A 26,138-nucleotide genomic window follows, 5' to 3' on the forward strand; every position below is an offset into this window, starting at 1 on the left:
CCTTTTGATATCCTGTTTTAGTCATTCGAAGTGTAAGACTCAAGATTTAGATTTAATTTCTCGCTTGCCTGATCGTCTTCATCATCAAGCTCTCTCATTTCAATTTCCTGGTCATCTCCAGAACAGATCTTAACGTCCATTCCAAGAGATTGAAGTTCTTTGATCAATACTTTAAATGATTCCGGAACACCTGGCTCAGGAACGTTTTCACCTTTAACGATGGCTTCATACGTTTTCACACGGCCGACAACATCATCGGATTTAACCGTAAGAATTTCCTGAAGTGTGTATGCAGCGCCATATGCTTCAAGCGCCCATACTTCCATCTCACCGAAACGCTGACCTCCAAATTGTGCTTTACCACCAAGAGGCTGCTGTGTAACAAGTGAGTATGGTCCAGTTGAACGAGCATGCAGCTTATCGTCAACCATGTGAGCCAGTTTGATCATATACATAACCCCAACTGATACACGGTTATCGAACGCAGCACCTGTACGTCCATCATAAAGTACTGTTTTACCATCGCGAGCCATTCCAGCTTCTTCGATCGTTGACCAAACATCTTCCTCACGCGCTCCATCGAATACCGGTGTAGCAACATGAATGCCTAGCTGACGAGCAGCCATTCCAAGGTGAAGCTCCAATACCTGACCAATATTCATACGGGAAGGTACCCCTAACGGGTTTAACATGATGTCAACTGGTGTTCCATCTGGAAGATATGGCATGTCTTCTTCAGGCATAATCTTAGAGATTACACCTTTGTTTCCGTGACGGCCGGCCATTTTATCTCCTTCGTGAATCTTACGTTTTTGCACGATATATGCACGAACGAGCTGATTCACACCTGGAGGAAGTTCATCGCCGTCTTCACGGTTAAATACTTTAACGTCAAGGATGATTCCGTCTCCACCGTGAGGTACACGCAATGAAGTATCACGCACTTCACGAGCTTTTTCTCCAAAGATCGCATGCAATAAGCGCTCTTCAGCAGTAAGTTCAGTTACACCCTTAGGCGTTACTTTACCAACTAGAATGTCACCATCTTTAACTTCTGCACCAACACGGATGATTCCGCGTTCGTCCAGGTTGCGCAATGCATCTTCTCCGACGTTCGGAATATCACGAGTGATTTCTTCTGGTCCAAGCTTTGTATCACGCGCTTCTGACTCATATTCTTCAATATGAATAGAAGTATAAACATCATCTTTTACGAGGCGTTCGCTCATGATGACAGCATCCTCGTAGTTGTAACCTTCCCATGTCATGAAGGCAACAAGAACGTTACGACCTAAAGCAAGTTCACCTTTTTCCATTGAAGGACCATCCGCTAAGATTTCCCCTTTAGTTACTCGGTCACCCGTGCTTACGATCGGACGCTGGTTATAGCACGTTCCTTGGTTGGAACGAATAAACTTCAGCATGTTGTAAGTGTCAAGGTCGCCTCTGACTTCCTTGCCATCTACTTCTTTAATGCGGCGTACTTGAACTTGTTTCGCTGTAACACGTTCTACGATTCCTTCGTGCTTACAGATTACTGCAGCTCCAGAGTCTTTTGCAGATACGTGCTCCATTCCTGTACCAACGATCGGTGATTCAGGAACAAGCAAAGGTACAGCCTGACGTTGCATGTTCGCTCCCATTAGGGCACGGTTGGAGTCATCATTTTCTAAGAACGGAATACAAGCTGTCGCAGCGGATACAACCTGTTTTGGCGATACATCCATATAGTCGATGCGTTCGCGTTTAACAACAGTGTTGTCACCACGGAAACGTGCGATTACGTCTTCGTTCATGAACTCTCCGTTTTCACCTAAAATGGAGTTCGCTTGTGCAACTACGTATAAATCTTCTTCGTCAGCAGTCAAGTAATCGATACGGCTCGTTACACGACCTGTTTCAGGGTCAACCCGACGGTATGGTGTTTCGATAAATCCGTATTGGTTCACTTTCGCATAGGAAGAAAGCGAGTTGATCAACCCGATGTTCGGACCCTCTGGCGTCTCAATCGGACACATACGGCCGTAGTGAGAGTAGTGAACGTCACGAACTTCAAAGCCTGCACGTTCACGTGTAAGACCACCTGGCCCTAGTGCAGATAGACGACGCTTATGCGTCAACTCTGCTAACGGGTTCGTTTGATCCATGAACTGTGAAAGCTGTGAGCTTCCGAAGAACTCTTTAATAGAAGCAATAACAGGACGGATATTGATAAGCGCCTGTGGTGTGATCGCATTTGTGTCTTGAATAGACATACGCTCACGAACAACACGCTCCATTCTGGAAAGTCCAATTCTGAATTGGTTTTGAAGAAGTTCACCAACAGAACGTAAACGACGGTTTCCAAGATGGTCAATATCATCTGTCGTTCCTACTTGATGCAATAGATTGAAGAAGTAGTTAATAGAAGCAATAATGTCTGAAACCGTAATGTTTTTAATTTCTTTGTCAACAAGACCGTTTCCGATAACATTAATGATTCTTTCGCCTTCTTGATCGTCAGGCGCATAGATTTTAATAGATTGAAGAGCAATATCTTGATCTTCTGCTACTCCTCCTGCAGGTGTTACGGTTTTGAAACCTACACCACTTTCAAGAGCAGGAATAATCTTATCTAGCGTTCTGCGGTCAAGCAGCGTACCTTCTTCAGCAATCACTTCACCAGTTTCAGCATCAACAAGTGTTTCAGCTAGCTTCTGGTTGAATAGACGGTTCTTTATATGAAGCTTTTTATTGATTTTGTAACGTCCAACGTTAGCCAAGTCATAGCGTTTCGGGTCAAAGAACCTTGAATCTAATAAACTTTTGGCATTATCTACTGTTGGAGGCTCTCCCGGACGAAGACGTTCATAGATTTCCAGAAGGGCTTTTTCCGTTCCTTCTGTATTATCCTTATCCAGCGTGTTGCGAAGATACTCGTCTTCTCCAAGCAAATCAATGATTTCTTGATCAGACCCAAACCCTAAAGCACGAAGCAATACGGTAATAGGGATTTTTCTTGTACGGTCGATACGCACATAAACTACGTCCTTAGCATCTGTTTCAAACTCTAGCCAAGCACCGCGGTTTGGAATGACAGTAGCGGTAAAACCTTTTTTACCGTTTTTGTCGATTTTCTCACTATAGTAAACACTTGGTGAACGAACGAGCTGTGATACAATTACACGCTCTGCCCCGTTGATCACAAAGGTTCCCGTATCTGTCATTAACGGGAAATCTCCCATAAATACTTCCTGCTCTTTTACTTCGCCCGTCTCTTTATTGATCAGACGCACTTTCACACGAAGCGGAGCAGCGTAAGTAACATCGCGCTCTTTTGATTCATCTACAGGATACTTCGGCTCACCTAAGTTATAATCAATAAACTCTAAAACGAGGTTCCCTGTAAAATCTTCAATCGGCGAAATGTCTCGGAACATTTCACGTAACCCCTCATCAAGAAACCATTGATAGGAAGCGGTTTGAATTTCAATTAAGTTTGGTAATTCAAGCACTTCGCTAATTCTTGCATAACTTCTTCGTTGGCGGTGGCGTCCAAACTGAACTAGTTGACCTGTCAACTGCTTCACCCCTCAAATCCAGCGTTTTTTTCGTGTTTCTTATTTCTATCTAACATTCTAGTAAGAACATTAGAAAACAAAAAGAAAAAGGGTTTCATATTTTTAAAACCGCAGTTTTCCTATTTTGATAAAAGCTATTATATAATTTTGTCCAACTTTTTCCCATTCTATACGTTTAAACCAAATATTTAATACGTCTAAACATGAGTAAAAAACGTTGATATATCAACGTTTTTTCGCTTACCACGAAAAATAAGCAGGAAAATGCGAATCCATTGGCATTTTATAATACTAACATACGGGATTTATCAAGTCAAACTTTTATTGCGCGTAAAATATAGTAGCCTTTTTTCTTTGCAACAGTTTCAACTTCCCCGAATAATTCTTGCATTTTATCCATTGCAGATGGTGCACCTTGTTTCTTTTGAATAACGACCCACAACTCGCCACCAACGCAAAGTTTATGGTACGCTTCTTCAAAAATTTGGTGTACAACTGATTTCCCTGCACGGATCGGCGGATTTGTAATAACGGCGGCGAACTCATTAGCTTTCACTTCAGCAAATAGATAACTTTTAAAAATTTTTACGTTATCGATCTTGTTCTTCTCAGCATTGACCTTTGAAAGCTCAATCGCTCGTTCATTAATGTCCACCATTTGAATCGTGCGATCAGGTTCTGCTTTTGCAAGCGAAAGTCCGATCGGTCCGTAACCGCATCCCACATCTATATAATCACCAGGTACTTCTGGCGGAACAAAAGACTCTATTAAAACACGGCTGCCAAAATCTACTTCTTTCTTTGAAAAAACACCAGCATCCGTCGTGAAGCGAAACTTTTCACCATTTAATATAAAATCCCATGTTTCTCTTTTGCTTTCCGTACCAGGCGTTTCAGAGTAATAATGGTTCTTCATCGCTTTAAACTCTCCTTACCTTCTGATAAAGACAGTATTCCCGTTTCATATTTCTTTAACAGCCTATCTGCAAAGATGCTTTTACAATGTCGCCTTTGAAAGTAGTTGATTTCCGTTTCAGGTGCTCGCTTTCCGCAGGGCAGCCGGTGAGCCACATTTGTACGTTTCACTCTTAAGTGTCTCACCTGCCCACCTGTCCCGCAGGAGTCTCCCACCTTACACTCCAATCAACTGTTCAAGAAGAAAACAAAAAAAGATTAAAAGCAGAAAGGTTTAAGAATAATTCATTCTAAAAAGATAAAGTGAAACAAGCAAAAAGGTCCGCCATCGGGCGAACCTTTTCTTTTGAATTACTTAACTTCAACAGAAGCTCCAACTTCTTCAAGCTTAGCTTTGATTTCTTCAGCTTCGTCTTTAGATACGCCTTCTTTAACTGGCTTTGGAGCACCGTCAACAAGTTCTTTCGCTTCTTTAAGGCCAAGACCTGTAAGTTCACGAACAACTTTGATAACTTTAATTTTTGAAGCTCCACCGCTTGCAAGAATTACGTCGAATTCAGTTTGTTCAGCAGCAGCGTCTCCACCAGCAGCTCCACCAGCTACAGCTACAGGAGCAGCAGCAGTTACACCAAACTCTTCTTCGATTGCTTTTACTAGGTCGTTAAGCTCTAAAACAGTCATTGTTTTTAAGCTTTCGATGATTTGCTCTTTAGACATTATAATTTCCTCCTTATGGAATGTAAGTTATTATTGGTTGAAGAATGGGCTTACGCGCCTTGTTCTTCTTTTTGTTCTGCAACGGCTTTAGTAGCCAACGCAAAGTTGCGGATAGGTGCTTGAAGCACGCTGAGTACCATAGAAAGAAGACCTTCTCTTGATGGAAGTTCAGCAAGAGCTTTCACTTCTTCTAGAGACGCGATACGTCCTTCGATTACACCAGCTTTGATTTCAAGCGCTTCGTGTTTCTTAGCGAAGTCGTTAAGAATCTTAGCAGGAGCTACAACATCTTCATTTGAGAATGCGATCGCTGTAGGACCAGTTAAGTGTTCTGATAAGTTAAGGTCATTCTCTTCAGCAGCGCGGACTACCATTGAGTTTTTGTAAACTTTAAACTCGATGCCAGCATCACGTAATGACTTACGAAGTTCAGTAACCTCTGCAACAGTAAGACCACGGTAGTCAACAAGGATCGTTGATTGGCTATTTTTGATTTTTTCAGAAATAGTGGATACTAACTGCTTTTTTGTTTCTAAAATGCTGCTCATTATTACACCTCCTGTAAAATGATTGCATCACCGCAGGTTTTGTCCAAAAACAAAGCCTCCATGTCGAGACATGGAGGCGTGAGTATCTAAAGTCATAAGTAAAGAACTAATGAGCTTATCGATGCTTCACCTCGGCAGGAAGATTTAAGCCAGTTGGCTCCTGCTGTCTACGGCATTCATCTGATGCGTTTGTGTTTAACAGTATATAATATAACGGGTCTAAACCCGTTTGTCAACTATCGTTTTACAGTGAAAGAAGATGGATTAACTTTGATCCCAGGTCCCATAGTAGAAGAAACTGCTACGTTCTTCATGTAAGTTCCCTTAGCTGCAGCAGGTTTTACCTTTAGCAACGTTTCGATAATCGTGTTTAAGTTTTCTTCAAGCTTGTTAGCTTCAAAAGATACTTTACCGATTGGAACGTGTACGTTACCAGTCTTGTCGACACGGTATTCTACTTTACCAGCTTTGATTTCGTTAATCGCTTTTTCAACTTCAAATGTAACTGTTCCAGTTTTAGGGTTAGGCATTAAACCTTTAGGTCCTAGAACACGTCCAAGTTTACCAACTTCAGCCATCATGTCAGGAGTTGCAACGATTACGTCGAACTCGAACCAGCCTTGTTGGATTTTGTTGATGTAGTCAGAATCTCCAACGTGATCTGCTCCAGCAGCTTCAGCTTCTTTTGCTTTTTCACCTTTAGCGAAAACTAATACACGTTGAGTTTTACCAGTTCCGTTTGGAAGCACTACAGCTCCACGAACTTGTTGGTCAGCTTTCTTTGTGTCTACACCTAGACGAACTGCTACTTCTACAGACTCGTCAAACTTTGCAGGAGCAGCTTTTTTAACAAGCTCGATCGCCTCTGCAGCGTCATATGCTTTTGTGCGGTCTACTAATTTAGCCGCTTCTTGGTACTTCTTACCTTTGTTTGCCATTTGTTTTGTCCTCCTTATGTGGTTTAGCGGATATTCCTCCCACTTATTGCGCTTAACTTTAAACGCAATCGAACGCATTGCATGAATAAAGGTTGCGAACCGTTTGAAGGGCAGGATCTCAATCCTTTTACTCGCAACCTAATATACATGACACACGGAATTAGTCTTCGATAACAATTCCCATGCTGCGTGCTGTACCTTCAACCATACGCATTGCAGCTTCTACGCTAGCAGCGTTTAGGTCAGGCATTTTTGTTTCTGCAATTTCGCGAACTTTATCACGCTTTACAGTCGCAACTTTTTTCTTGTTTGGCTCACCAGAACCTGACTCGATTCCCGCAGCTTTCTTTAGAAGAACAGCAGCCGGAGGAGTTTTAGTGATGAATGTAAATGAACGGTCTTCGAAAACCGTGATTTCTACCGGAATGATTAAACCAGCTTGATCAGCAGTACGAGCGTTGAATTCTTTACAGAATCCCATGATGTTTACCCCAGCTTGTCCTAGTGCAGGTCCAACTGGCGGTGCCGGGTTTGCTTTACCAGCAGGGATTTGCAATTTCACCATTTTAATAACCTTTTTAGCCACGCGACACACCTCCTTAAGTCCGTGATGTGGTATTAGGGCCTAAACCCTCCCACTCAAAAATACGCTTCCCCTCCTTAAAAGAGAAGAAGCAGTTGATTAGTAATATCAAACATAAAAAATTCTATCACCTTTTCGAAGTGATTACAAGTCTTTTTCCATTATAACTTGCTAACTTGGTTAAACTCGAGTTCAACAGGTGTCTCACGGCCAAACATGTTGACGTGAACTTTCAGCTTGCGTTTTGTTGCATCGATCTCTTCAATCGTACCTACGAAGTCAGCAAAAGGACCTTCTTTTACTTTTACAGATTCCTTAATTTCGAAATCAACTTCGACACGCGGCGCTTCAATACCCATACCTTTAAGAATATGATCTACTTCCTCAGGCAAAAGTGCCGTTGGCTTTGAGCCCGCACCAGCAGAACCGACAAATCCAGTTACCCCAGGTGTATTACGCACAACGTACCATGAATCATCTGTCATGATCATTTCCGTTAATACATAACCAGGGAAAACTTTCTTCATACTTGTTTTTGTCTTGCCGTTCTTTGTTTCGGTCTCTTCTTCTACAGGTACAAGTACACGGAAAATTTTATCTGTCATCCCCATAGATTCCAAACGCTTTTCCAAGTTTGCTTTTACTTTGTTTTCATAACCTGAATAGGTATGAACTACGTACCAATTTTTTTCCATACGATGGGACCCGTGTCCTTTCCCTCCTAAAATGGATATACTCTAGCATTCTATCCAAAAGAAGCTGTATCTAATCTACCCTAAAATAAGCTCAACTAATTGTGAAATACCTAAATCCACAACCCAGAAGAACAAAGCCATTACCACTACAGTTGACAGTACAATCCCTGTATAGCGAAATAATTCTTTTCGCGAAGGCCAGCTTACGCGCTTCATTTCCTTATTTACATCAGAAAGAAACTTCGCTGGTGATTTTTTTGTCTTTTCTGCAACATCCGCCATCTTCATAAACCCCCATGCTTTTCATTTCATTTAACATTTATAAAAAAAGCTACTTCGCTTACTTCGTTTCCTGGTGAATGGTATGAGCATTGCAGTAGCTGCAAAACTTTTTAACCTCGACTCGTTCAGGATTGTTTTGTTGGTTCTTCATCGTTGTATAATTTCTTTTTGAGCATTGTTTACAGGCTAAAAAAACTTTTTTTCTCATGCTAAATAAACACCTTTCGTGCGACAAACCCACTCATCCACGTTACAATGTTACTTTTAAAACATTAACATAGGGGTATAAGCTTGTCAATAAAGGGAAAATCGTGTTTAGCGAGCTAAATGTGCTGGAAGTGTGAGTGGATAATTATCGATTTTAGATGCTTCGCCTTGCTCGTGACGCAACTAGGTCTCATAAGGCCTTTTTAAGGGTGAGTATTTGCATCCCAACCTATACCCGTCCCGGTATATACAACATTAATCCGCGATATTCCAGCGTTAATCCTAGAAATTATTGCCTTAATTCCGCGAGTATCGGCTATAATCCCGCGAGTTTTGCACATATATCGGCGAGTTGACAAAATTCGACTGTAATCAGCCTGTCCAATACCCCCCACCCATGCAATTTAGCGTACTAGTTCACCATTCGCTAGAACCCAAAAGAAAAAGAGCAGGATCACTCCCCTGCTCTTAAGATGATATTTCCCTTAGTTCTAAATAGCGCTCTAATTTACGTTTCACTCGCTGAAGCGCGTTATCGATCGACTTCACGTGTCTGTCGAGATCCACTGAAATTTCCTGGTATGATCTTCCGTCTAGGTACAGCATGAGAACTTTTCGTTCCAAGTCACTTAATATTTCCCCCATCTTCACTTCAATGTCATCAAATTCTTCTTGATTGATGATCAGCTCTTCAGGGTCAGTGACTTTTGTACCGCAAATAACATCCATCAGTGTACGGTCAGATTCTTCATCATAGATGGGCTTGTCCAACGACACATAAGAATTTAACGGAATGTGTTTTTGTCTAGTTGCCGTTTTGATAGCGGTAATCATTTGCCTCGTAATACATAGTTCGGCAAAAGCTTTAAAGGATGACAGCTTGTCCTCTTTAAAATCACGAATCGCTTTATAAAGCCCGATCATGCCTTCTTGAATAATATCTTCACGGTCTGCACCGATCAAAAAGTATGATCTTGCTTTCGCACGAACAAAATTCTTATACTTGTTAATCAAATATTCAAGTGCTGCGCTGTCCCCCTCATGAACCAGTTCCACAAGGCTTTCATCTTCCATGAGCTCGTAATCGCTTACTGACAGTTCCTTGAGATCTATGTTCACGACAAATCCCCCCACCAGGTTTTTACCGGCAAAATATAGCAATATTATAGCTCATAATTCACAAAAGCGTCAACATTCCTTATTTTTGACCTCTTCTCCATCTTTCAAATATTTCGGCAATTTCATCTGAAAGAAGGATAGATGATGAGTTTTGTTTCCTTTTCCGCTCGCCGACCGACAAATGAATGTGCTTTTCGATCTCATCCATTTCGTTCTTTAATTCTCGCGCGGATTTTCGAAGTGCACCCTTACCAAAGATCTGCCACTGTTCTGTTGAATCCGATGTTGCTACGTAAATTCGCGTATCAATCGATTTTAATTCTCCGACCAGCCGTTCGATCCGTTCATCCGCTGTCTCATTCTCTCGTGTGAATATCACTTCCACACGATGATTATTTATCTTTTTCTCTGTACCGGGAGAAAGATGGGCATCAAATACAACAATTACTTGATACCCCGTTGTTCCTTGGTACTCTGCCATATACTCGATCAGCATGTCTCTTGCTTTAGCAAAGTCTGATGTTTTTAAGCTCCGGAGTTCGGGCCATGCGCCAATGATGTTGTAGCCATCAACAATCAAATAGTGGCGGGTTTTCATTTTCGCGCTTCTAGCGGATTGCGGTTTCGGTATACTTCATACATCAAAAGGCTGGCAGCGACTGAAGCATTAAGTGAAGTTACTTTACCCTTCATTGGAAGCTGGACTAGGAAATCGCATGTTTCTGAAACAAGTCTTCCCATTCCTTTTCCTTCACTTCCGATCACAAGACCGAGTGGCATGTCCCATTTTGCTTGTCGGTAATCTTCTTTCCCCTTCATATCAGCCCCAGCAAACCACATGCCGCGATCTCTTAAATCTTTCATCGTCTGAACGAGGTTGGTTACACGAGCAACCGGAATGTATTCGATCGCCCCAGTTGAAGCTTTTGCTACGGTTGCCGTCAGACCGACAGAACGTCTTTTCGGAATGATGATGCCATGTGCTCCAACTGCATCAGCAGTACGCATGATCGAACCTAAATTATGAGGATCTTCCAGCTCGTCCAACAAAATAAAGAACGGCTCTTCACCGCGTTCTTCAGCAATTTTAAACAAATCATCGATCTCTGCGTAAGAGTATGCTGCAACCCCTGCGATAACCCCTTGGTGGTTGCCTCCGCCGCTCAATGAATCCAGTTTCTGTTTTGGTACATATTGCACAAGCACGTTTTGCTTTTTAGCCATTGAAACGATCGTGCTTACAGGGCCTTTTTGAGAGCCTTCACCTACAAAAATTTTATTTATATCACGACCGGAGCGCAGTACCTCCATAACCGGATTTCGCCCAATAATCAGTTCTTGTTCTTTTCCTTCACTCATCTTAAGACCTCCCCTTTGCAAAATTATCTGTTAACACATGTTCCATCATGTTTCGAAGACGGTCATGCTGATTCAGCAAATAGAAATAACCAATAATCGCCTCAAAACTTGTCGCATGCCTATACGTCTGAACATCCGTGTTTTTGGGGACGGTTCCTTGATTCGCATTGCGCCCTCGTTTAATAACAGCAATCTCTTCATCTGTAAAATAGTTTTCTTCAAGCAATTGAACGACCATGCTTGCCTGAGCTTTTGCCGAAACAAATTTAGTAGCTGATACATGAAGTTTGTTCGGCTTCACCTGACCGTTTCGGATCAAATGTTCACGTACGAATTGCTCCATTACTGCATCACCCATGTAAGCAAGCGTGGTTCCGTTCAATTGTTTTATATCTGCATCACGTATTTTCATTTACTTATCTCTTTTCCATCGTACACCTTGTGCGGTATCTTCCAAAATGATGTTCTGTTCTTTTAAAAGATCACGTATTTCATCAGCACGAGCAAAGTTCTTTTCTTTACGCGCCTCGTTTCGTTCTTGAATCAGGGCATCGATCTGCTCATCCAATAATTCCTCTTCTTTGTGAAGTGTAAGTCCAAGCACACCAGCAAGCTCATCAAACAACGCAATAAATTCTGTGATAACCGCTTTAGATGTATTTTTCTCTTGAAGATACACATTCGCTTCTCTTGAGAAATCAAAAAGATTAGAGATGGCATTTGCTGTGTTGAAATCATCATCCATATCAGCGATAAATTTCTCTCTTGTTTCTTTAACGAACTGACTCCATTTTTCTGTATCAAGAGAAAGATCTGCCGAAACCGTCAGGCGGTGTTTCAAGTTGCCGTATGACGTGCGAATTCGGTTCAGTCCAGATTCAGCCGCTTCCAATAACTCCTGACTGAAGTTGATCGGGTTGCGGTAATGGACAGCCAGCATAAAGAATCGGATAACCTGCGGATCTTGCTGCTTTACAAGATCATGAACGAGCACAAAGTTTCCAAGTGATTTGGACATTTTTTCGTTGTCGATATTAATATACCCATTATGCATCCAATATTTAGCCATTGGTGCTTCATTTAATGCTTCAGATTGTGCAATTTCATTTTCGTGGTGCGGAAAGGCTAAGTCTTGCCCGCCTCCATGAATATCAATTGAGTCACCTAAGTATTTTTTCGCCATTGCCGAGCACTCGATGTGCCAGCCAGGACGGCCTTTGCCCCACGGGCTCTCCCAATAGATTTCGCCTTCTTTGGCCGCTTTCCATAATGCAAAGTCAAGCGGATCTTCTTTCTTCTCGCCTACTTCAATTCGTGCTCCTGACTTTAAATCATCGATCGATTGGTGAGACAACTTTCCATACCCATTAAACGAGCGCGTTTTAAAATAAACATCCCCCGCTGCTTCATAAGCAAAACCTTTCTTAATCAAGTTCTCGATAAACTCGATGATCTCAGGCATCGTTTCCGTTACCCGAGGGTGTGCATCTGCTTTTTGAACACCTAATGCGCATGTATCTTCATGATAAGCATTGATAAACTTTTCAGCGATCGTCGGAACATCACTGCCCATTTCATTCGCTGCTTTAATGAGCTTGTCATCAACATCTGTGAAATTAGAGATAAATTGCACATCAAAGCCTCTATATTCCAGATATCTTCTAACGGTGTCAAAGACGATGGCTGGTCGGGCATTACCGATATGAATATAGTTGTATACGGTAGGTCCGCACACATACATTTTTACTTTACCTTCTTCTAAAGGTACAAACAGTTCCTTTTGACGAGTCATCGTATTATAAATTTTAATGCTCATATAGAATCACTCCCTCTTTTCATTCTTTCCAGTTCTTCATATAACTTTTTCATTTCTTGCTGCATCTCTCTAAACTTATCCGCTACCGGGTCAGGAAGATCACGATGGTCCAGTTCGCATCCGACTTTTATGCCGTTTTTAATAACCACCCTTCCAGGAATCCCTACAACGGTTGCATCAGGCGGTACGTTTTGTAAAACGACTGATCCTGCTCCGACCTTTGAATTTTTCCCGATCGTGATGTTGCCAAGTACCTTTGCCCCTGTGGCGACGAGCACATGGTCCTCAAGTGTGGGATGCCTTTTTCCTTTTTCTTTACCTGTACCGCCAAGCGTAACCCCTTGGTACAGCGTCACATCATTACCGATGATACATGTTTCGCCGATAACGACTCCCATTCCATGATCGATAAAGAAACGCCTTCCGATCTGTGCACCTGGGTGTATTTCAATTCCTGTAAAAAAGCGGCTGATCTGAGAGATTAGCCGTGCTAAGAACAGCCAATTTCGTTTGAATAATTTATGTGCCAGTCTATGAGCCCATACCGCATGAAGTCCGGAGTATGTTAAGAATACTTCGAATGAGCTTCTTGCAGCGGGGTCTTTTTCAAAAACAACCCGAATGTCTTCTTTTATGGCTGAAAACATGCTTCTCAACCTCCTTGCATTTTAAAATAAGCACTTCCGTAAGCCCTTGTCATAGGGTCTGTTTATTTTCTACATTCATAGGTTGGTTGGAGTGTAAGGTGCGAGACTCTCGGCTAGGACAGGCGGGCAGTTGAGACACTTAAGAGTGAAACGTTAAGAATGTGGCTCAACGCCTGCCCCGCGGAAAGCGAAGCACCTGAAACGGAAATCAACTACTTTCAAGAACACCAAAGAAAGTACAAAATAAAAACGCCCCTGTGCCAAAACTGACACAGAGACGTACTGTTAGACGCGGTTCCACTCTGTTTAACAGGCAGTTAGACCTCACCTGTTCCCTTAAGCTCCGTAACGGGGAGTTGCCGCCCAAACCTACTCAACTTTCGGCAAGGGACTCCGAGGGGCATTTCAGCAAGCATTTCCATGAACCACTTTCAGCCGGTGGTGGTTCTCTCTACTATGAAAAAGGGCTAGCCTACTTTCCTCATCTGCGTTTTACATGTAAAAATAAGTTTCTTTTACTATATTATAATCTCTGCAAAATGTGTACTTTTATTATTTATTAATTTGAGTCAGCACAGCATGAAGACGTTTCACGATAACCGTTTTGCCTAGCAAAGAAACAGCAGCAGGCAAATCTGGACCATGCGTTTGTCCTGTTGTTGCAACACGGATCGGCATGAACAAGTTCTTTCCTTTTTGACCGGTTTCCTTTTGAACAGCCTTCATCATTGCTTTAATGTCTTCCGCTTCAAACGATTCGCTGTTTTCAACTTGACTTAAGAATGATTCCATAACAGAAGGAACACCTTCACCCTGTAAAACTTCGAGTGCTTCACCTTCATATTCGATCTCTTCTTTAAAGAACAGCTCTGTTAAGTCTACGATTTCAGCACCATAGCTCATTTTTTCCTGATGAAGAGCGACAAGTTTCGTTACCCATTCTTGATCCGCTGCACTTGGATTTTCAGAGATTCTTCCCGCTTTAATAAGATGAGGCATGCAAAGTTCAACGATGCGGTCTACATCTTGCTGTTTCATGTATTGGTTGTTAAGCCACTCCAGCTTCTGAGTATCAAACACAGCAGGTGCTTTAGACAGACGGTTTGGATCAAAGATTTCAATAAACTGCTCACGGCTGAAGATCTCTTCTTCTCCACCTGGTGACCAGCCTAATAGTGCGATAAAATTGAACAGCGCTTCAGGAAGATAGCCTAAATCTTTGTACTGCTCAATAAACTGAACGATAGACTCATCACGTTTACTTAATTTCTTTCTGTTTTCATTGACGATCAATGTGGTATGACCGAATTTTGGCTGCTCAAAACCAAGTGCATCATAGATCAGAAGCTGCTTAGGTGTGTTTGAGATATGATCATCGCCTCGTAAAACGTGAGAGATAGCCATCTCATGATCATCAATGACAACTGCGTAATTGTACGTTGGGATTCCGTCTTTTTTTACGATAACAAAATCACCAAATCCGCTTGATTCGAACGAAACTTCACCTTTAACCATATCGTCAAAAGTAATCGTACGGTCTTGAGGCACTAAGAAGCGAATGCTAGGACGTCTTCCTTCTTCTTCAAGCTTTGCTTTTTCTTCCACGGATAAGTTACGGCAGCGCCCGTCATATACAGGTGTATCACCTTTAGCCATCTGCTCTTCACGAGAGGCTTCAAGCTCTTCTTCCGTACAATAACATGTATACGCAAGACCTTTGGAAAGAAGCTCATCTGTATACTTTTCGTATAGATCCAATCGCTCCATTTGGCGATATGGGCCGTAATCGCCCCCGATATCCACACTTTCATCCCAATCCATACCGAGCCATTTTAAATGATTTAACTGGCTCTCTTCTCCGCCTTGAATGTTACGCTTTTGATCCGTATCTTCAATGCGGATAATAAACTTTCCGCCAGTGTGGCGTGCATATAAATAATTAAATAGAGCTGCACGTGCATTCCCTATATGTAAGTGTCCAGTAGGACTTGGTGCATAACGCACTCGAACTTCATTTGCCATCTTGTTTCACCTCTATAAGTTTTTTTCACTGTGTCTCACGTTGCTTTTGAAAGTAGTTAATCTCCGTTCCAGGTTGCTCGCTTTCCGCGGGGCGGGCGGTGAGCCTCTTAGCGCTTTGCGCTATTAAGAGTCTCACCTGTCCCACTCGTCCCGCAGGAGTCTCGCACCTTGCACTCCAATTAACTGGTCAAAGAAGATATGTTTAATCCCTCTAGCAACAATTTATAGACTCTTTTCAATCAACACAACCGCTTGAGCTGCGATTCCCTCTTCTCTCCCGGGGAAGCCCAGCTTTTCAGTCGTTGTTGCCTTTACGTTAATTCTATCTACATCAACATCAAAGATCCCTGCAATCACACTGCGCATTTCTTCAATGTGCGGAAGCATCTTTGGTTTTTGTGCAATAATCGTACAATCAATATTACCTAAAGCGTAGCCTTTTTTCTGAACGAGTTTCCAAGAATCAAACAGTAGCTTTTTTGAGTCTGCATCTTTATAGGCAGGATCTGTATCAGGGAAATGCTTACCGATATCCCCTTCACCTGCTGCTCCAAGCAATGCATCAGTGATCGCATGCAATAGAACGTCTGCATCAGAATGACCTAAAAGTCCCTTTTCATAAGGAATCGTTACCCCGCCAATGATTAAAGGACGCCCTTCGCAAAAGGCATGTACATCAAAACCTTGTCCGATGCGCATTATGCTTTTCCCCCTGTCTGTCTAACAAAATGGCTTGTCCAAACAACAAGTCATCAGACGTAGTTAATTTTATATTATGATAGTCTCCCATTACAATAGCGACTGTTTCTCCAATTCGTTCCACTAAGCTCGCATCATCCGTTCCAACATACCCTTCTTTATCCGCTTTCTCATGAGCTTTCATTACGATAGAAAGACGAAAAGCTTGCGGGGTTTGAACAGCCCACAAGCTGGAACGGTCGATCGTTTCTTCCACATGATCTTGAACAACTTTCTTTACCGTATCTTTTACCGGTACAGCTAACACGGCAGAACCAGAGTCTGCTGCTCTTGCAACAAGTTGTTGAATAGAATCATGCGTGATAAAAGGACGTGCTGCATCATGGATGAGAACAAGGTCCGCGTCTTTCGTAACCTTTTTTAAGCCCTCATATACACTTTGCTGACGTTCTTTTCCGCCTGGAACGATTTGGTGCACTTTTGTATATTGGAACGTTTGTACGAATTGCTGCATCTGTTTCAATTCCTGTTTGCTTCCTACAAGAATGACACCCTCACACAAAGGATCTTTTTCAAACACATCAAGTGTATGTGCAAGAACGGGTTTTCCTAAAAGCTCAATCCATTGTTTAGAGATTCCGGCATTCATTCGTTTTCCTTGTCCAGCAGCAGGAATGACTGTCCAATAGTTCACGCGCTTCCCCACCGTTCGTTACAATGCTTTTTCTAATAATTTCTTTTTGGCAAAAATCATTCGGCCAGCTGATGTTTGAAGAACTGAAGTTACAACGACATCGATCGTTTTTCCGACATAGTCTCGCCCATCTTCTACAACAATCATCGTACCATCATCCAGATAGCCTACACCTTGATTCTGCTCTTTCCCATCTTTGATCACTTGGACAACCAGTTCTTCGCCAGGAAGTACAACTGGTTTTACCGCATTCGCCAAATCGTTGATATTAAGTACCGCAACATTTTGCAGTTCGCAAACTTTATTAAGATTAAAGTCATTCGTTACAACGACCCCGGTTAATAACTGAGCCAATTTTACAAGCTTGCTGTCAACTTCTGTTACCTCTTCGAAGTCGCCTTCATAGATTTCAACTTTCATAGACAGCTCTTTTTGGATCCGATTTAGAATATCCAGTCCACGGCGTCCTCTATTACGCTTTAATACATCTGAAGAATCAGCAATATACTGAAGCTCTTCTAGAACAAAACGAGGAATAATAAGCGGGCCTTCTAGAAAACCAGTTTGACAGATATCTGCCACTCTTCCGTCGATAATAACGCTCGTATCAAGAATCTTATACTTGCCATGAGGTTTCTCAATCTCAGTTTCTTTTTTCCGCTCTTTTCCTTGGCGGTTTAAAGAGAACAGTTGAATTAATTCATCTCTCTTTTTAAAACCGACTTGAAAGCCTAGATAACCGAGCAGAAACGTAATCGCAATCGGCAGAATCGAGCTGACTACCACAATGTCCATAGAACTAAGCGGCGACTGAATTAAGAATGCCACGATCAATCCGATAATAAGTCCCATCGTTCCTGATAAAAGATCAGTTGCAGGGGCTTTTACAACCGTTTCCTCTGCCCAGCGTATTAATCCTACTACGTAATCTGACAGCCAAAATGTAGATAAAAATAGTATAAGTGCACCAATTACTGCCCCGACATATGGGGATGTTACTTGATTCGGCAAGTCACCAAAATTAAGTACACGAATGAGATCTGGTATATAAAGATAGCCTAGCATGCCCCCTATTACGATAAAAAATAGTTGAACAATTCTTTTTAGCATGCCTGATTCACCTCCCCTAATCATTATTTACAAAATGACCGTATTAAAAACGTGCAAAAAACAGAATTTTTTACTTAAAAGATTAGATATGACGATCCACAAAAAGCTGTTCTTGAATTCGTTTTAAACCTTCTTTTACTTTCCTTGCACGAATTTCACCGATTCCTTCAACCTCGTCCAACTCATCAATAGAAGCACGCAGAATCTGCGGAAGGTTACTGAATGCATCCGTTAAGTTTTCAATAATGACAGCTGGCAGTCTTGGAATCTTGGCAAGAATGCGGTACCCGCGCGGATGAATGGTTTCATCCTGCATATTCATACCGGCTGAGAAGCCTAAAAGTTTCATAATTACCGATTCATCAAACAATTCTTCAGAAGATAGTTTATTCAACTGGCGAAGAATTGCATACGGATCACTTTCTCGATCCTTCATATAGTCCTTAATTAAGAGGAGTGCTTCTTCTTCAATGTTAGAAACGAGTTCCTCCATCTGAATTCGAATAAGCCTTCCTTCAACTCCAAGTTCATTAACATATTTAATAATCTCATTTTTTATGCGTAAAACCATCTCAATTCTGTGAATAACTTGTGTAACTTCCTGGAAAGTCACCAATTCTTCAAATTCCAGCGCACCGAGATTTGTAACACTTTGATCAAAAACCACTTTATATTTCTCAAGCGTTTGAATGGCTTGATTGGCTTTCGTCAAAATAACGCCGATCTCTTTTAATGAATAACGGATCATCCCTTGATAAAGGGTGATAACATTCCGACGCTGAGAGATGGAGATGACTAGGTTCCCCGTCTGACGCGCTACACGTTCTGCCGTTCTGTGACGAATTCCCGTTTCCGTTGATGGGATAACCGTATCCGGAATCAGCTGTGTGTTCGCATATAGAATTTTAGCTGCATCTTCATTTAAAATGATTGCTCCATCCATCTTTGCAAGCTCGTATAATGATGCAGGTGAGTACTTGCAGTTGATAGAGAAACCACCATCAACAATTTCTTTTACTTTATCGTTATATCCAACGACGATCAATCCACCTGTGTTCGCTCGCAAAACATTGTCTATTCCTTCCCGAAGCGGGGTCCCGGGAGCAACAAGCTGTAGCATTTGGCTTATGATTGCTTCTTTAATCGCATGGTCCATAATTTACTTTACCCTCCTAACGCTGCTTGTAATGCCTCATAAACAGTAGATACACCAACGACCTCGATCCCTTTTGGAACCGTCCAGCCGCCAATATTTTTATCAGGTATAATAGCACGCGTAAAACCTAACTTTGCAGCTTCATGTACGCGCTGCTCGATACGGGAAACTCGCCGAACTTCTCCCGTCAATCCTATTTCACCAATCATAACATCTGTAGGCTTTGTGGGTGAATCACGAAAGCTTGATGCAATGCTGATCGCTACAGCTAGATCTATCGCCGGTTCATCCAGTCTGACGCCGCCTGCTACATTTAGATAAGCATCTTGATTCTGAAGCAGCAGCCCCACCCGCTTTTCTAATACGGCCATAAGCAGTGAAACACGGTTATGATCGATTCCGGTAGCCATTCTTCTAGGGTTACCAAAGCTTGTAGGTGATATTAAGGCCTGAAGCTCTACGAGCATAGGACGTGTACCTTCCAAGGAAGCTACAACCGTTGAACCCGCTGCCCCTTTTGAACGTTCTTCTAAAAAGATTTCAGAAGGATTGAGTACTTCTTCAAGCCCCTCTTCTTTCATTTCAAAAACACCGATCTCATTTGTAGAACCAAAGCGATTCTTTACAGCTCTTAAAATACGGAACGTGTGATGTCTTTCTCCTTCAAAATACAGTACGGCATCCACCATATGTTCTAGCAAACGCGGTCCCGCGATATTACCTTCTTTTGTAACATGTCCAACGATAAATACAGCAATACCTTTTGTTTTCGCCATTCTCATCAAATGCGAGGTACACTCTCGTACTTGCGAAACACTCCCTGGTGCTGATGTGACCTCAGACCGATAAACGGTTTGGATGGAGTCAATAATCATAACGGATGGCATCACATCTGCCATGGCTTGCTCAATAAGCTCTAAATCTGTTTCTGCTAAAACAAACAGATCTTTCGCATCGATCTCAAGACGGTCTGCTCGCAATTTTGTTTGTTTAACAGATTCCTCACCAGATATGTAAAGAACACGCTCTCCCTTATGAGCGAGCTGAGCTGATGTTTGCAGAAGAAGGGTCGATTTCCCGATTCCAGGGTCTCCACCTACTAAAACAAGTGATCCAGGAACGATTCCTCCGCCCAATACACGGTTGAACTCTTGATAGTTAGTAGGAATGCGAGGTTCCTGCTCACTTTTCACTTCCGCAATCGACTGAGGTTTATGCTTTACTTTCGTATCTCCGCCAGAACTCAAGCCCCTTACAGCCTTTTCAGGACGAATGGTCTCTTCCACCATCGTATTCCAAGCATGACATCCCGGACATTTCCCCATCCATTTTGGAGACTCATAACCGCAATCTTGGCAAAGAAAGATTGATTTAACTTTAGCCATCTAAAAAACTCCTCTTTCAAACTTAAAACTAAAAATTTATCTATTTACTTAAGTTTATTTTTGTATTCTGTTTAATCCTTGATTTCATTTGCATTTGTATTTATATAGGCTCTTTTGTTTGTTTCTCTTCTTAGATTTGTTGATTGGAGTGGAAGGTGCGAGACTCCTGCGGGACAGGCCGGCAGGTGAGACACTTATATGTGAAACGTACGAATGTGGCTCACCGCCTGCCCCGCGGAAAGCGAAGCACCTGAAACGGAAATCAACCACTTCCAAGAGCATCTAAGTATAAGAAAACAGCTTTTATTTTAAAAAGTTAAATGCTGAAAATATAAAGAAATATTCACTATTATCATAACATAAAACCTAACAACTACTTCCATTTAGCCTACGCAAAAAAGGGCGAAACGTAAGAATTATTTCGACAAAAACCCGGAGGACATGACTGCCTTCCGGGTTTTTTGTAGGATATCCTCATATATTCAGATCGTTACACCGTTTGAACGACAAAATCGTTCTCTTCCACATCGATCTTAACGGTTTGCCCTTTGTTGATATTTCCTTTAAGAAGCTCTTCAGATAAGCGGTCTTCAATCTTACGCTGTAGGGCACGGCGCAACGGACGTGCTCCGTAGTCTGGATCGTAGCCTTCATCTGTAATCTTTTCAAGAGCGGCTTGTGTCAACTCGATATCAATCCCTTGATCACTTAAGCGTTTCTTGAGTGACTCCGCCATTAGCGTCACGATTCTGAGCAAGTGCTCTTTTTCAAGAGAATGGAACACGATAATCTCATCAATACGGTTTAAGAACTCAGGACGGAAGGCACGCTTTAGTTCATCCATTACTTTAGACTTCATATCGTTGTATTTTTGACCCTCGTTGTGAACCGCAAAACCTAGTGAACGGTTACGTTTAAGCGTGCTCGCTCCAACGTTTGAAGTCATGATAACAACCGTGTTTCGGAAATCGACTGTACGGCCCTTTGAATCTGTTAGACGGCCATCTTCTAGCACTTGAAGCAAGATGTTAAATACTTCAGGGTGTGCCTTTTCAATCTCATCCAGCAAGATAACGGAGTATGGCTTCCTTCTAACTTTTTCAGTTAACTGGCCGCCTTCTTCGTGTCCAACATATCCTGGAGGCGAACCAACAAGACGAGATGTTGTATGCTTTTCCATGTACTCGGACATATCGATACGGATGATCGCATCTTCATCACCAAACAGAGTTTCGGCAACGGCTCTAGCAAGCTCTGTTTTACCAACACCTGTTGGTCCTAAGAAGATGAACGAACCGATCGGACGTTTTGGATCCTTCAACCCGGCACGTGCTCTTCGGATCGCTTTTGAGATAGCAGATACTGCTTCAGTCTGGCCGATTAGTCGGTCATGCAGAATCTCTTCCATCTTAAGAAGGCGTTCTGTTTCTTCTTCAGCTAGTTTTGATACAGGTACTCCTGTCCACGAAGATACTACTTGCGCGATATCTTCTGGTGTCACTTCTGTATTTTCTTTTCCTTGTTTCTCTTTCCAAACGTCTTTCGTTTTTTCTAATTCTTCACGAAGACGCTGTTCAGAATCTCTAAGTGAAGCCGCTTTTTCAAACTCCTGGCTCTGAACTGCAGCATCCTTCTCTTTACGTACTTCTTCCAGCTTTTGCTCCAGTTCCTTTAAGTTCGGAGGAGCTGTGTATGAACGAAGGCGAACTTTTGATGCAGCTTCATCAATTAAGTCTATTGCTTTATCCGGCAAGAAACGGTCGGAGATATAGCGATCAGAAAGCTGAACAGAAGCCTCAATCGCTTCGTCTGTAATCGTCACACGGTGATGCGCTTCATAACGATCACGAAGTCCTTGAAGAATTTGAATGCTTTCATCTTTTGTCGGCTCATTAACCGTAATCGGCTGGAAACGGCGCTCTAACGCTGCATCTTTTTCGATATATTTTCTGTACTCATCAAGTGTTGTCGCACCGATACATTGCAGTTCACCACGAGCAAGAGCTGGCTTTAAGATGTTGGATGCATCGATCGCACCCTCTGCTCCACCTGCACCGATCAAAGTATGAAGCTCGTCGATGAACAAGATGATATTGCCTGCTTGGCGAATCTCATCCATTACCTTCTTCAGACGGTCTTCAAACTCACCTCTATACTTTGTACCTGCAACAACTGTACCCATATCAAGCGTCATTACACGCTTATCACGAAGGGTTTCTGGGACTTCATTGTTGATGATCTGCTGTGCTAAACCTTCTGCAATCGCTGTTTTACCAACTCCAGGCTCACCAATCAGTACAGGGTTGTTTTTCGTACGGCGGCTTAACACCTCAATAACACGCTGAATCTCTTTTGAACGCCCGATTACCGGGTCAAGTGAACCATCACGTGCGATTGCTGTTAGATCACGAGCCAGACTATCAAGTGTCGGCGTGTTTGCACTAGCTGATGATCCTCTATGACTTGAAGAAGTTTCATTGCTTCCTAGAAGCTGAAGAACTTGCTGGCGTGCTTTGTTCAAGCTTACACCTAAGTTGTTTAATACACGGGCTGCAACGCCTTCTCCTTCACGAATCAAACCTAATAAAATATGTTCAGTACCAACATACGAATGCCCCAATTTACGAGCTTCGTCCATGGATAGTTCTATTACCTTTTTTGCACGAGGTGTATAATGAATCGTTTGAACAGCTTCCTGTCCGCGGCCGATTAACGTTTCTACTTCTTTTTGGATTTTTTCAGGTCCTAAACCGAGGACTTGAAGAGCTTTGGCTGCAATTCCTTCACCTTCTCGAATCAAGCCAAGTAAGATATGTTCTGTTCCCACATTGTTATGTCCTAATCGAATTGCTTCTTCTTGTGCCAACGCTAATACTTTTTGTGCTCTCTCAGTAAAACGGCCAAACATCATACTCGTCACGCTCCTTATCGGTTTTCCAATTTTATTCTTTCTCTGATTAATGTGGCTCTTCTTATGTCACGTTCTTCTGGAGTTAGAACTTCACCTGCATATTGTTGAAGAAAACCCGGTTGTGTAAGTATCATAAGTTCATTTAGAATTGTTTTTGATATGCCGGGTAAAATCTCTAGATCAATGCCAAGCCGTACATCTGATAGACATTTAGCAGCTTCTTTTGATTGAATGATCCGGCAGTTCTCCAACGTTCCCAATGAACGGAATAACTTGTCTTCAAGCTGTAATTTCAATGCATCTTGCAGCTGTTTGCGAGCTGCACGTTCTTGCTGGATGACCTGCGCAACAACTCCCGCTAAATCTTCCATTATATCCTCTTCAGATTTACCAAGTGTCATCTGATTTGAGATTTGAAAAATGTTGCCTTGTGCTTCTGTTCCTTCACCATAAATGCCTCTTACAGCTAATCCTAGCTGGTTGATCGCCGGTATGATTCGACTCATTTTTTTAGTGAGGACCAATGCCGGAAGATGCATCATGACGGAAGCTCTTAGTCCTGTTCCAACATTTGTAGGACAGCTTGTTAAATATCCTCGTTTTTCATCAAAGGCATAATCTACATTTTTCTCAATCAAATCGTCTATTTCATTGGCTTTATGAAGAACTTCTTCTAACTGAAAACCTGGTGCTAAACATTGAATGCGTATATGATCTTCTTCATTCAGCATGATACTGACTGATTCATCGTCATTCATGAGTACTGCACCATATTTCGCTTGTTCTGCTAAATTGGGACTGATCAGATGTTTCTCAACAAGTACCCGTTTTTGAATAGGTTTTAACTTCTCCATCATCAGCATTTCCAGTGGTTCTGTTTCTTCTTCATTTGTGCAAGAAGAGATGGAACCTATCACCTCATGAGCTGATTCTTTGTCAGCTGCGATGGGGAAAACAAACTGATGAATATTCCTTGCGAGTCGGACACGGCTTGAGAGAACAATATCTGACTCAGGTCCTTCCCTTTTCATCCAGGGACTGATCGCGTCACTGATAAATCGTTCTAAAGACATCGGCTACGAATCCCTCCCCTGTTCCAAGCGGCGTTCGATTTCTCTAATGATATCTCTGGTCTCAGCAGCTTTTTCAAATTCCTCATTTAATATATACTGCTGCAAAGCTTGCTTTAATTGTTGAAGCTGCTTTTTTTCTTGAATGCTGCTTCCTGCACGTAAAGGAATCTTTCCTGCATGTAAGGTATTACCACCATGAACCCTCTTAAAGATCGGATTCAGTTTGGACTCAAACGCCTTATAGCAGTTCTCACATCCAAAACGGCCAATTTTAGCAAACTGATAATAACTCATTCCGCATTTTTCACAGCTTAACGAGGGCGGAATGAAATTGGATGATGGGGTGTTCGGAACATGTCCATCACCGTGTAAAAGACCAGAAAGCAATTGGTGAATGGAAAATGAATTCGACCCCGGCATGAATTCTCCTTTTTCTTTGGCACAATGTTCACAAATGTGAAATTCTGTTTTCTCTCCATTTATGATCTTTGTAAAATGCAATGACGCTTCACGTTCATGGCACTCTTCACAATTCATTCTGCTCCCTCCTTTTATATAGAATGAAAAAAAGGGCTATGTGGTTCGGTATTTTAATGTTTTTATCATAGCTTTTAAAAGTTCTGCACGTAATTCGTCTCGATGTGGAAGATTCAGCTTTAAAATAGATCTGTCCATAACGCTCAGCATAAGTCTTGCTTCCCGTTCGGATACAATCGTCTCTTCCATAAGTCTCTTTATTACATTTTCTGCGTTGCCTTGCGATATCCTTTCACCAATCAAAGTGGTTAAGTGATCAATGAGGTGGGCAGAACTTTCGGTACGGACCTTCATGATCCGAATATAACCACCTCCACCTCTTTTACTTTCCACTACAAATCCTTTTTCAATCGTAAATCTCGTATTTATCACGTAGTTTATTTGAGAAGGCACGCATTGAAACCTTTCAGCAATATCCGTCCTTTTGATTTCGATGGCCGGATCATTCGAGCTTGAGAGAATTTGCTTTAAGTAATTTTCAATTACATCTGAAATATTTCTCATTTCTCCTCCCCCTTCTGACTTTGACTAACTTTGACTATAACATTATTATAGCCTGCTTTTTTCCGAAAATGCAAATCTCTATCCACCATTATTGCCTCTCTCCCTGCTTCTTAACCTGTATGATTCTGTCGAAAAGATGGTGCTTTTGGAGGGTGATGAAGGGAAATTTCACATGATGATATCTTGGGAGATCAATTAATTGAGGTTAGTTGTTTTGGGTGGCTAAATGGGTGAGAATCCTTGTTTGGTGCTGTGTTGTCGAAAATTCGATAAAAAAGTTTATCTGTGAAATGATGAAGCTTATCCGTGTATTTGGAGGATTACCGTGAATAAAAACGGAATTACCGTGAAATTATGTTTGGTTGGGTTGATGTGGAGAGGGGATATTTTTGTTTTGAAGGTGAGACCAGGAGTGTTTTGGCTAGGCTATTGCCTCGATGATGGTGGTAAGAGCCGTAGTGATGCTTTTGGTTGGATTTTTGATGCTTCTGCTGAAAGAATATAGCAGGAATGAAGATGGCTGGGGCCATCTTCTTTCTATTGTTATGGTTTTAAGACCTTGCTTGGGGCAAATAAGATACTCGAAGAATACGGGGTGAGGTATTATGGTTCAGGAATTGAGTCCTTTTGAGGGAGAATTAAGTCTAAAACGTAAAAATTA

General features: G+C 42.0%; 26 protein-coding genes and 2 other annotated features. Of the genes, 1 reads left to right on the plus strand and 25 read right to left on the minus strand.

The features are described from left to right. Positions 1-17 precede the first annotated feature (17 nt). The 25 genes from rpoB to AWM68_RS05185 form a co-directional block, all read right to left on the minus strand. Complete coding sequence (rpoB, locus tag AWM68_RS05070) at positions 18-3,560, minus strand: DNA-directed RNA polymerase subunit beta (protein WP_066237989.1); 3,543 nt, start codon at positions 3,558-3,560, stop codon at positions 18-20. Between the two features lie 313 nt (positions 3,561-3,873). After that, a complete protein-coding gene (locus tag AWM68_RS05075; protein WP_066237992.1) occupies positions 3,874-4,476 on the minus strand; it encodes a class I SAM-dependent methyltransferase in 603 nt (200 codons plus the stop codon). A gap of 350 nt (positions 4,477-4,826) precedes the next feature. Next, on the minus strand, positions 4,827-5,192 hold the full coding sequence (gene rplL / locus AWM68_RS05080) for a 50S ribosomal protein L7/L12 (protein WP_066237995.1): 366 nt from the start codon (positions 5,190-5,192) through the stop codon (positions 4,827-4,829). Between the two features lie 50 nt (positions 5,193-5,242). Next, on the minus strand, positions 5,243-5,740 hold the full coding sequence (rplJ, locus tag AWM68_RS05085) for a 50S ribosomal protein L10 (RefSeq protein WP_066237998.1): 498 nt from the start codon (positions 5,738-5,740) through the stop codon (positions 5,243-5,245). Positions 5,741-5,779: 39 nt separating this feature from the next. Next, positions 5,780-5,931, minus strand: a sequence feature (ribosomal protein L10 leader region). A 45-nt stretch (positions 5,932-5,976) separates the two neighbouring features. Beyond that, positions 5,977-6,678, minus strand: coding sequence for a 50S ribosomal protein L1 (gene rplA / locus AWM68_RS05090; RefSeq protein ID WP_066238001.1), 702 nt, complete (start codon positions 6,676-6,678; stop codon positions 5,977-5,979). A 160-nt stretch (positions 6,679-6,838) separates the two neighbouring features. Next, positions 6,839-7,264, minus strand: a complete 426-nt coding sequence (gene rplK / locus AWM68_RS05095; RefSeq protein ID WP_066238005.1) for a 50S ribosomal protein L11 — start codon at positions 7,262-7,264, stop codon at positions 6,839-6,841. A 158-nt stretch (positions 7,265-7,422) separates the two neighbouring features. Further along, positions 7,423-7,956 carry a transcription termination/antitermination protein NusG gene (nusG, locus tag AWM68_RS05100; protein ID WP_066238007.1) on the minus strand — a complete coding sequence of 178 codons (534 nt, stop codon included), beginning with the start codon at positions 7,954-7,956 and terminating at the stop codon, positions 7,423-7,425. A gap of 75 nt (positions 7,957-8,031) precedes the next feature. Next, complete coding sequence (gene secE, locus AWM68_RS05105) at positions 8,032-8,238, minus strand: preprotein translocase subunit SecE (protein WP_066238009.1); 207 nt, start codon at positions 8,236-8,238, stop codon at positions 8,032-8,034. Between the two features lie 58 nt (positions 8,239-8,296). Then, entirely contained in the window at positions 8,297-8,446 is a 150-nt protein-coding gene (gene rpmG / locus AWM68_RS20980) for a 50S ribosomal protein L33 (protein ID WP_077365486.1), read from the minus strand. A 467-nt stretch (positions 8,447-8,913) separates the two neighbouring features. Continuing rightward, a complete protein-coding gene (gene sigH / locus AWM68_RS05110) occupies positions 8,914-9,564 on the minus strand; it encodes an RNA polymerase sporulation sigma factor SigH (protein ID WP_066238011.1) in 651 nt (216 codons plus the stop codon). A 79-nt stretch (positions 9,565-9,643) separates the two neighbouring features. Then, entirely contained in the window at positions 9,644-10,162 is a 519-nt protein-coding gene (locus AWM68_RS05115; protein ID WP_066238014.1) for an NYN domain-containing protein, read from the minus strand. Further along, a complete protein-coding gene (gene rlmB, locus AWM68_RS05120; RefSeq protein WP_066238018.1) occupies positions 10,159-10,923 on the minus strand; it encodes a 23S rRNA (guanosine(2251)-2'-O)-methyltransferase RlmB in 765 nt (254 codons plus the stop codon). The genes AWM68_RS05115 and rlmB overlap by 4 nt, the downstream gene beginning before the upstream one ends. A gap of 1 nt (position 10,924) precedes the next feature. Continuing rightward, positions 10,925-11,335: a Mini-ribonuclease 3 gene (locus AWM68_RS05125; protein WP_066238020.1), complete on the minus strand. Its 411-nt coding sequence runs from the start codon at positions 11,333-11,335 to the stop codon at positions 10,925-10,927. Next, positions 11,336-12,739 carry a cysteine--tRNA ligase gene (gene cysS, locus AWM68_RS05130; protein ID WP_066238023.1) on the minus strand — a complete coding sequence of 468 codons (1,404 nt, stop codon included), beginning with the start codon at positions 12,737-12,739 and terminating at the stop codon, positions 11,336-11,338. Then, positions 12,736-13,386, minus strand: a complete 651-nt coding sequence (gene cysE / locus AWM68_RS05135; RefSeq protein WP_066238026.1) for a serine O-acetyltransferase — start codon at positions 13,384-13,386, stop codon at positions 12,736-12,738. The genes cysS and cysE overlap by 4 nt, the downstream gene beginning before the upstream one ends. Positions 13,387-13,656: 270 nt before the next feature. Continuing rightward, positions 13,657-13,883 (minus strand) — a binding site (T-box leader). Positions 13,884-13,938: 55 nt separating this feature from the next. Next, complete coding sequence (gene gltX / locus AWM68_RS05140) at positions 13,939-15,408, minus strand: glutamate--tRNA ligase (protein ID WP_066238030.1); 1,470 nt, start codon at positions 15,406-15,408, stop codon at positions 13,939-13,941. Between the two features lie 222 nt (positions 15,409-15,630). Continuing rightward, on the minus strand, positions 15,631-16,110 hold the full coding sequence (ispF, locus tag AWM68_RS05145) for a 2-C-methyl-D-erythritol 2,4-cyclodiphosphate synthase (RefSeq protein WP_066238032.1): 480 nt from the start codon (positions 16,108-16,110) through the stop codon (positions 15,631-15,633). Continuing rightward, on the minus strand, positions 16,085-16,801 hold the full coding sequence (ispD, locus tag AWM68_RS05150; RefSeq protein ID WP_066238036.1) for a 2-C-methyl-D-erythritol 4-phosphate cytidylyltransferase: 717 nt from the start codon (positions 16,799-16,801) through the stop codon (positions 16,085-16,087). The genes ispF and ispD overlap by 26 nt, the downstream gene beginning before the upstream one ends. 18 nt (positions 16,802-16,819) lie before the next feature. Continuing rightward, positions 16,820-17,911 carry a PIN/TRAM domain-containing protein gene (locus AWM68_RS05155; RefSeq protein WP_066238039.1) on the minus strand — a complete coding sequence of 364 codons (1,092 nt, stop codon included), beginning with the start codon at positions 17,909-17,911 and terminating at the stop codon, positions 16,820-16,822. Positions 17,912-17,993: 82 nt separating this feature from the next. Beyond that, the gene (gene disA / locus AWM68_RS05160) at positions 17,994-19,067 is read right to left on the minus strand and encodes a DNA integrity scanning diadenylate cyclase DisA (RefSeq protein WP_066238042.1); all 1,074 of its coding nucleotides are present in this window, start codon (positions 19,065-19,067) and stop codon (positions 17,994-17,996) included. 8 nt (positions 19,068-19,075) lie between these two features. Then, complete coding sequence (gene radA / locus AWM68_RS05165) at positions 19,076-20,452, minus strand: DNA repair protein RadA (RefSeq protein ID WP_066238044.1); 1,377 nt, start codon at positions 20,450-20,452, stop codon at positions 19,076-19,078. Positions 20,453-20,942: 490 nt separating this feature from the next. After that, positions 20,943-23,363: an ATP-dependent protease ATP-binding subunit ClpC gene (gene clpC, locus AWM68_RS05170; RefSeq protein ID WP_066238047.1), complete on the minus strand. Its 2,421-nt coding sequence runs from the start codon at positions 23,361-23,363 to the stop codon at positions 20,943-20,945. Between the two features lie 14 nt (positions 23,364-23,377). Continuing rightward, entirely contained in the window at positions 23,378-24,436 is a 1,059-nt protein-coding gene (locus AWM68_RS05175; RefSeq protein ID WP_066238050.1) for a protein arginine kinase, read from the minus strand. 3 nt (positions 24,437-24,439) lie between these two features. Continuing rightward, complete coding sequence (locus AWM68_RS05180; protein ID WP_066238052.1) at positions 24,440-24,973, minus strand: UvrB/UvrC motif-containing protein; 534 nt, start codon at positions 24,971-24,973, stop codon at positions 24,440-24,442. 36 nt (positions 24,974-25,009) lie between these two features. Further along, positions 25,010-25,477 carry a CtsR family transcriptional regulator gene (locus AWM68_RS05185; RefSeq protein ID WP_066238057.1) on the minus strand — a complete coding sequence of 156 codons (468 nt, stop codon included), beginning with the start codon at positions 25,475-25,477 and terminating at the stop codon, positions 25,010-25,012. A 325-nt stretch (positions 25,478-25,802) separates the two neighbouring features. Between AWM68_RS05185 and AWM68_RS05190 the strand changes: the two genes are divergently transcribed. Next, on the plus strand, positions 25,803-25,982 hold the full coding sequence (locus AWM68_RS05190) for a hypothetical protein (RefSeq protein WP_066238061.1): 180 nt from the start codon (positions 25,803-25,805) through the stop codon (positions 25,980-25,982). Positions 25,983-26,138 lie beyond the last annotated feature (156 nt).

The sequence above is a fragment of the Fictibacillus phosphorivorans genome, assembly GCF_001619875.1.
Taxonomy (GTDB): Bacteria; Bacillota; Bacilli; order Bacillales; family Fictibacillaceae; genus Fictibacillus; species Fictibacillus phosphorivorans_B.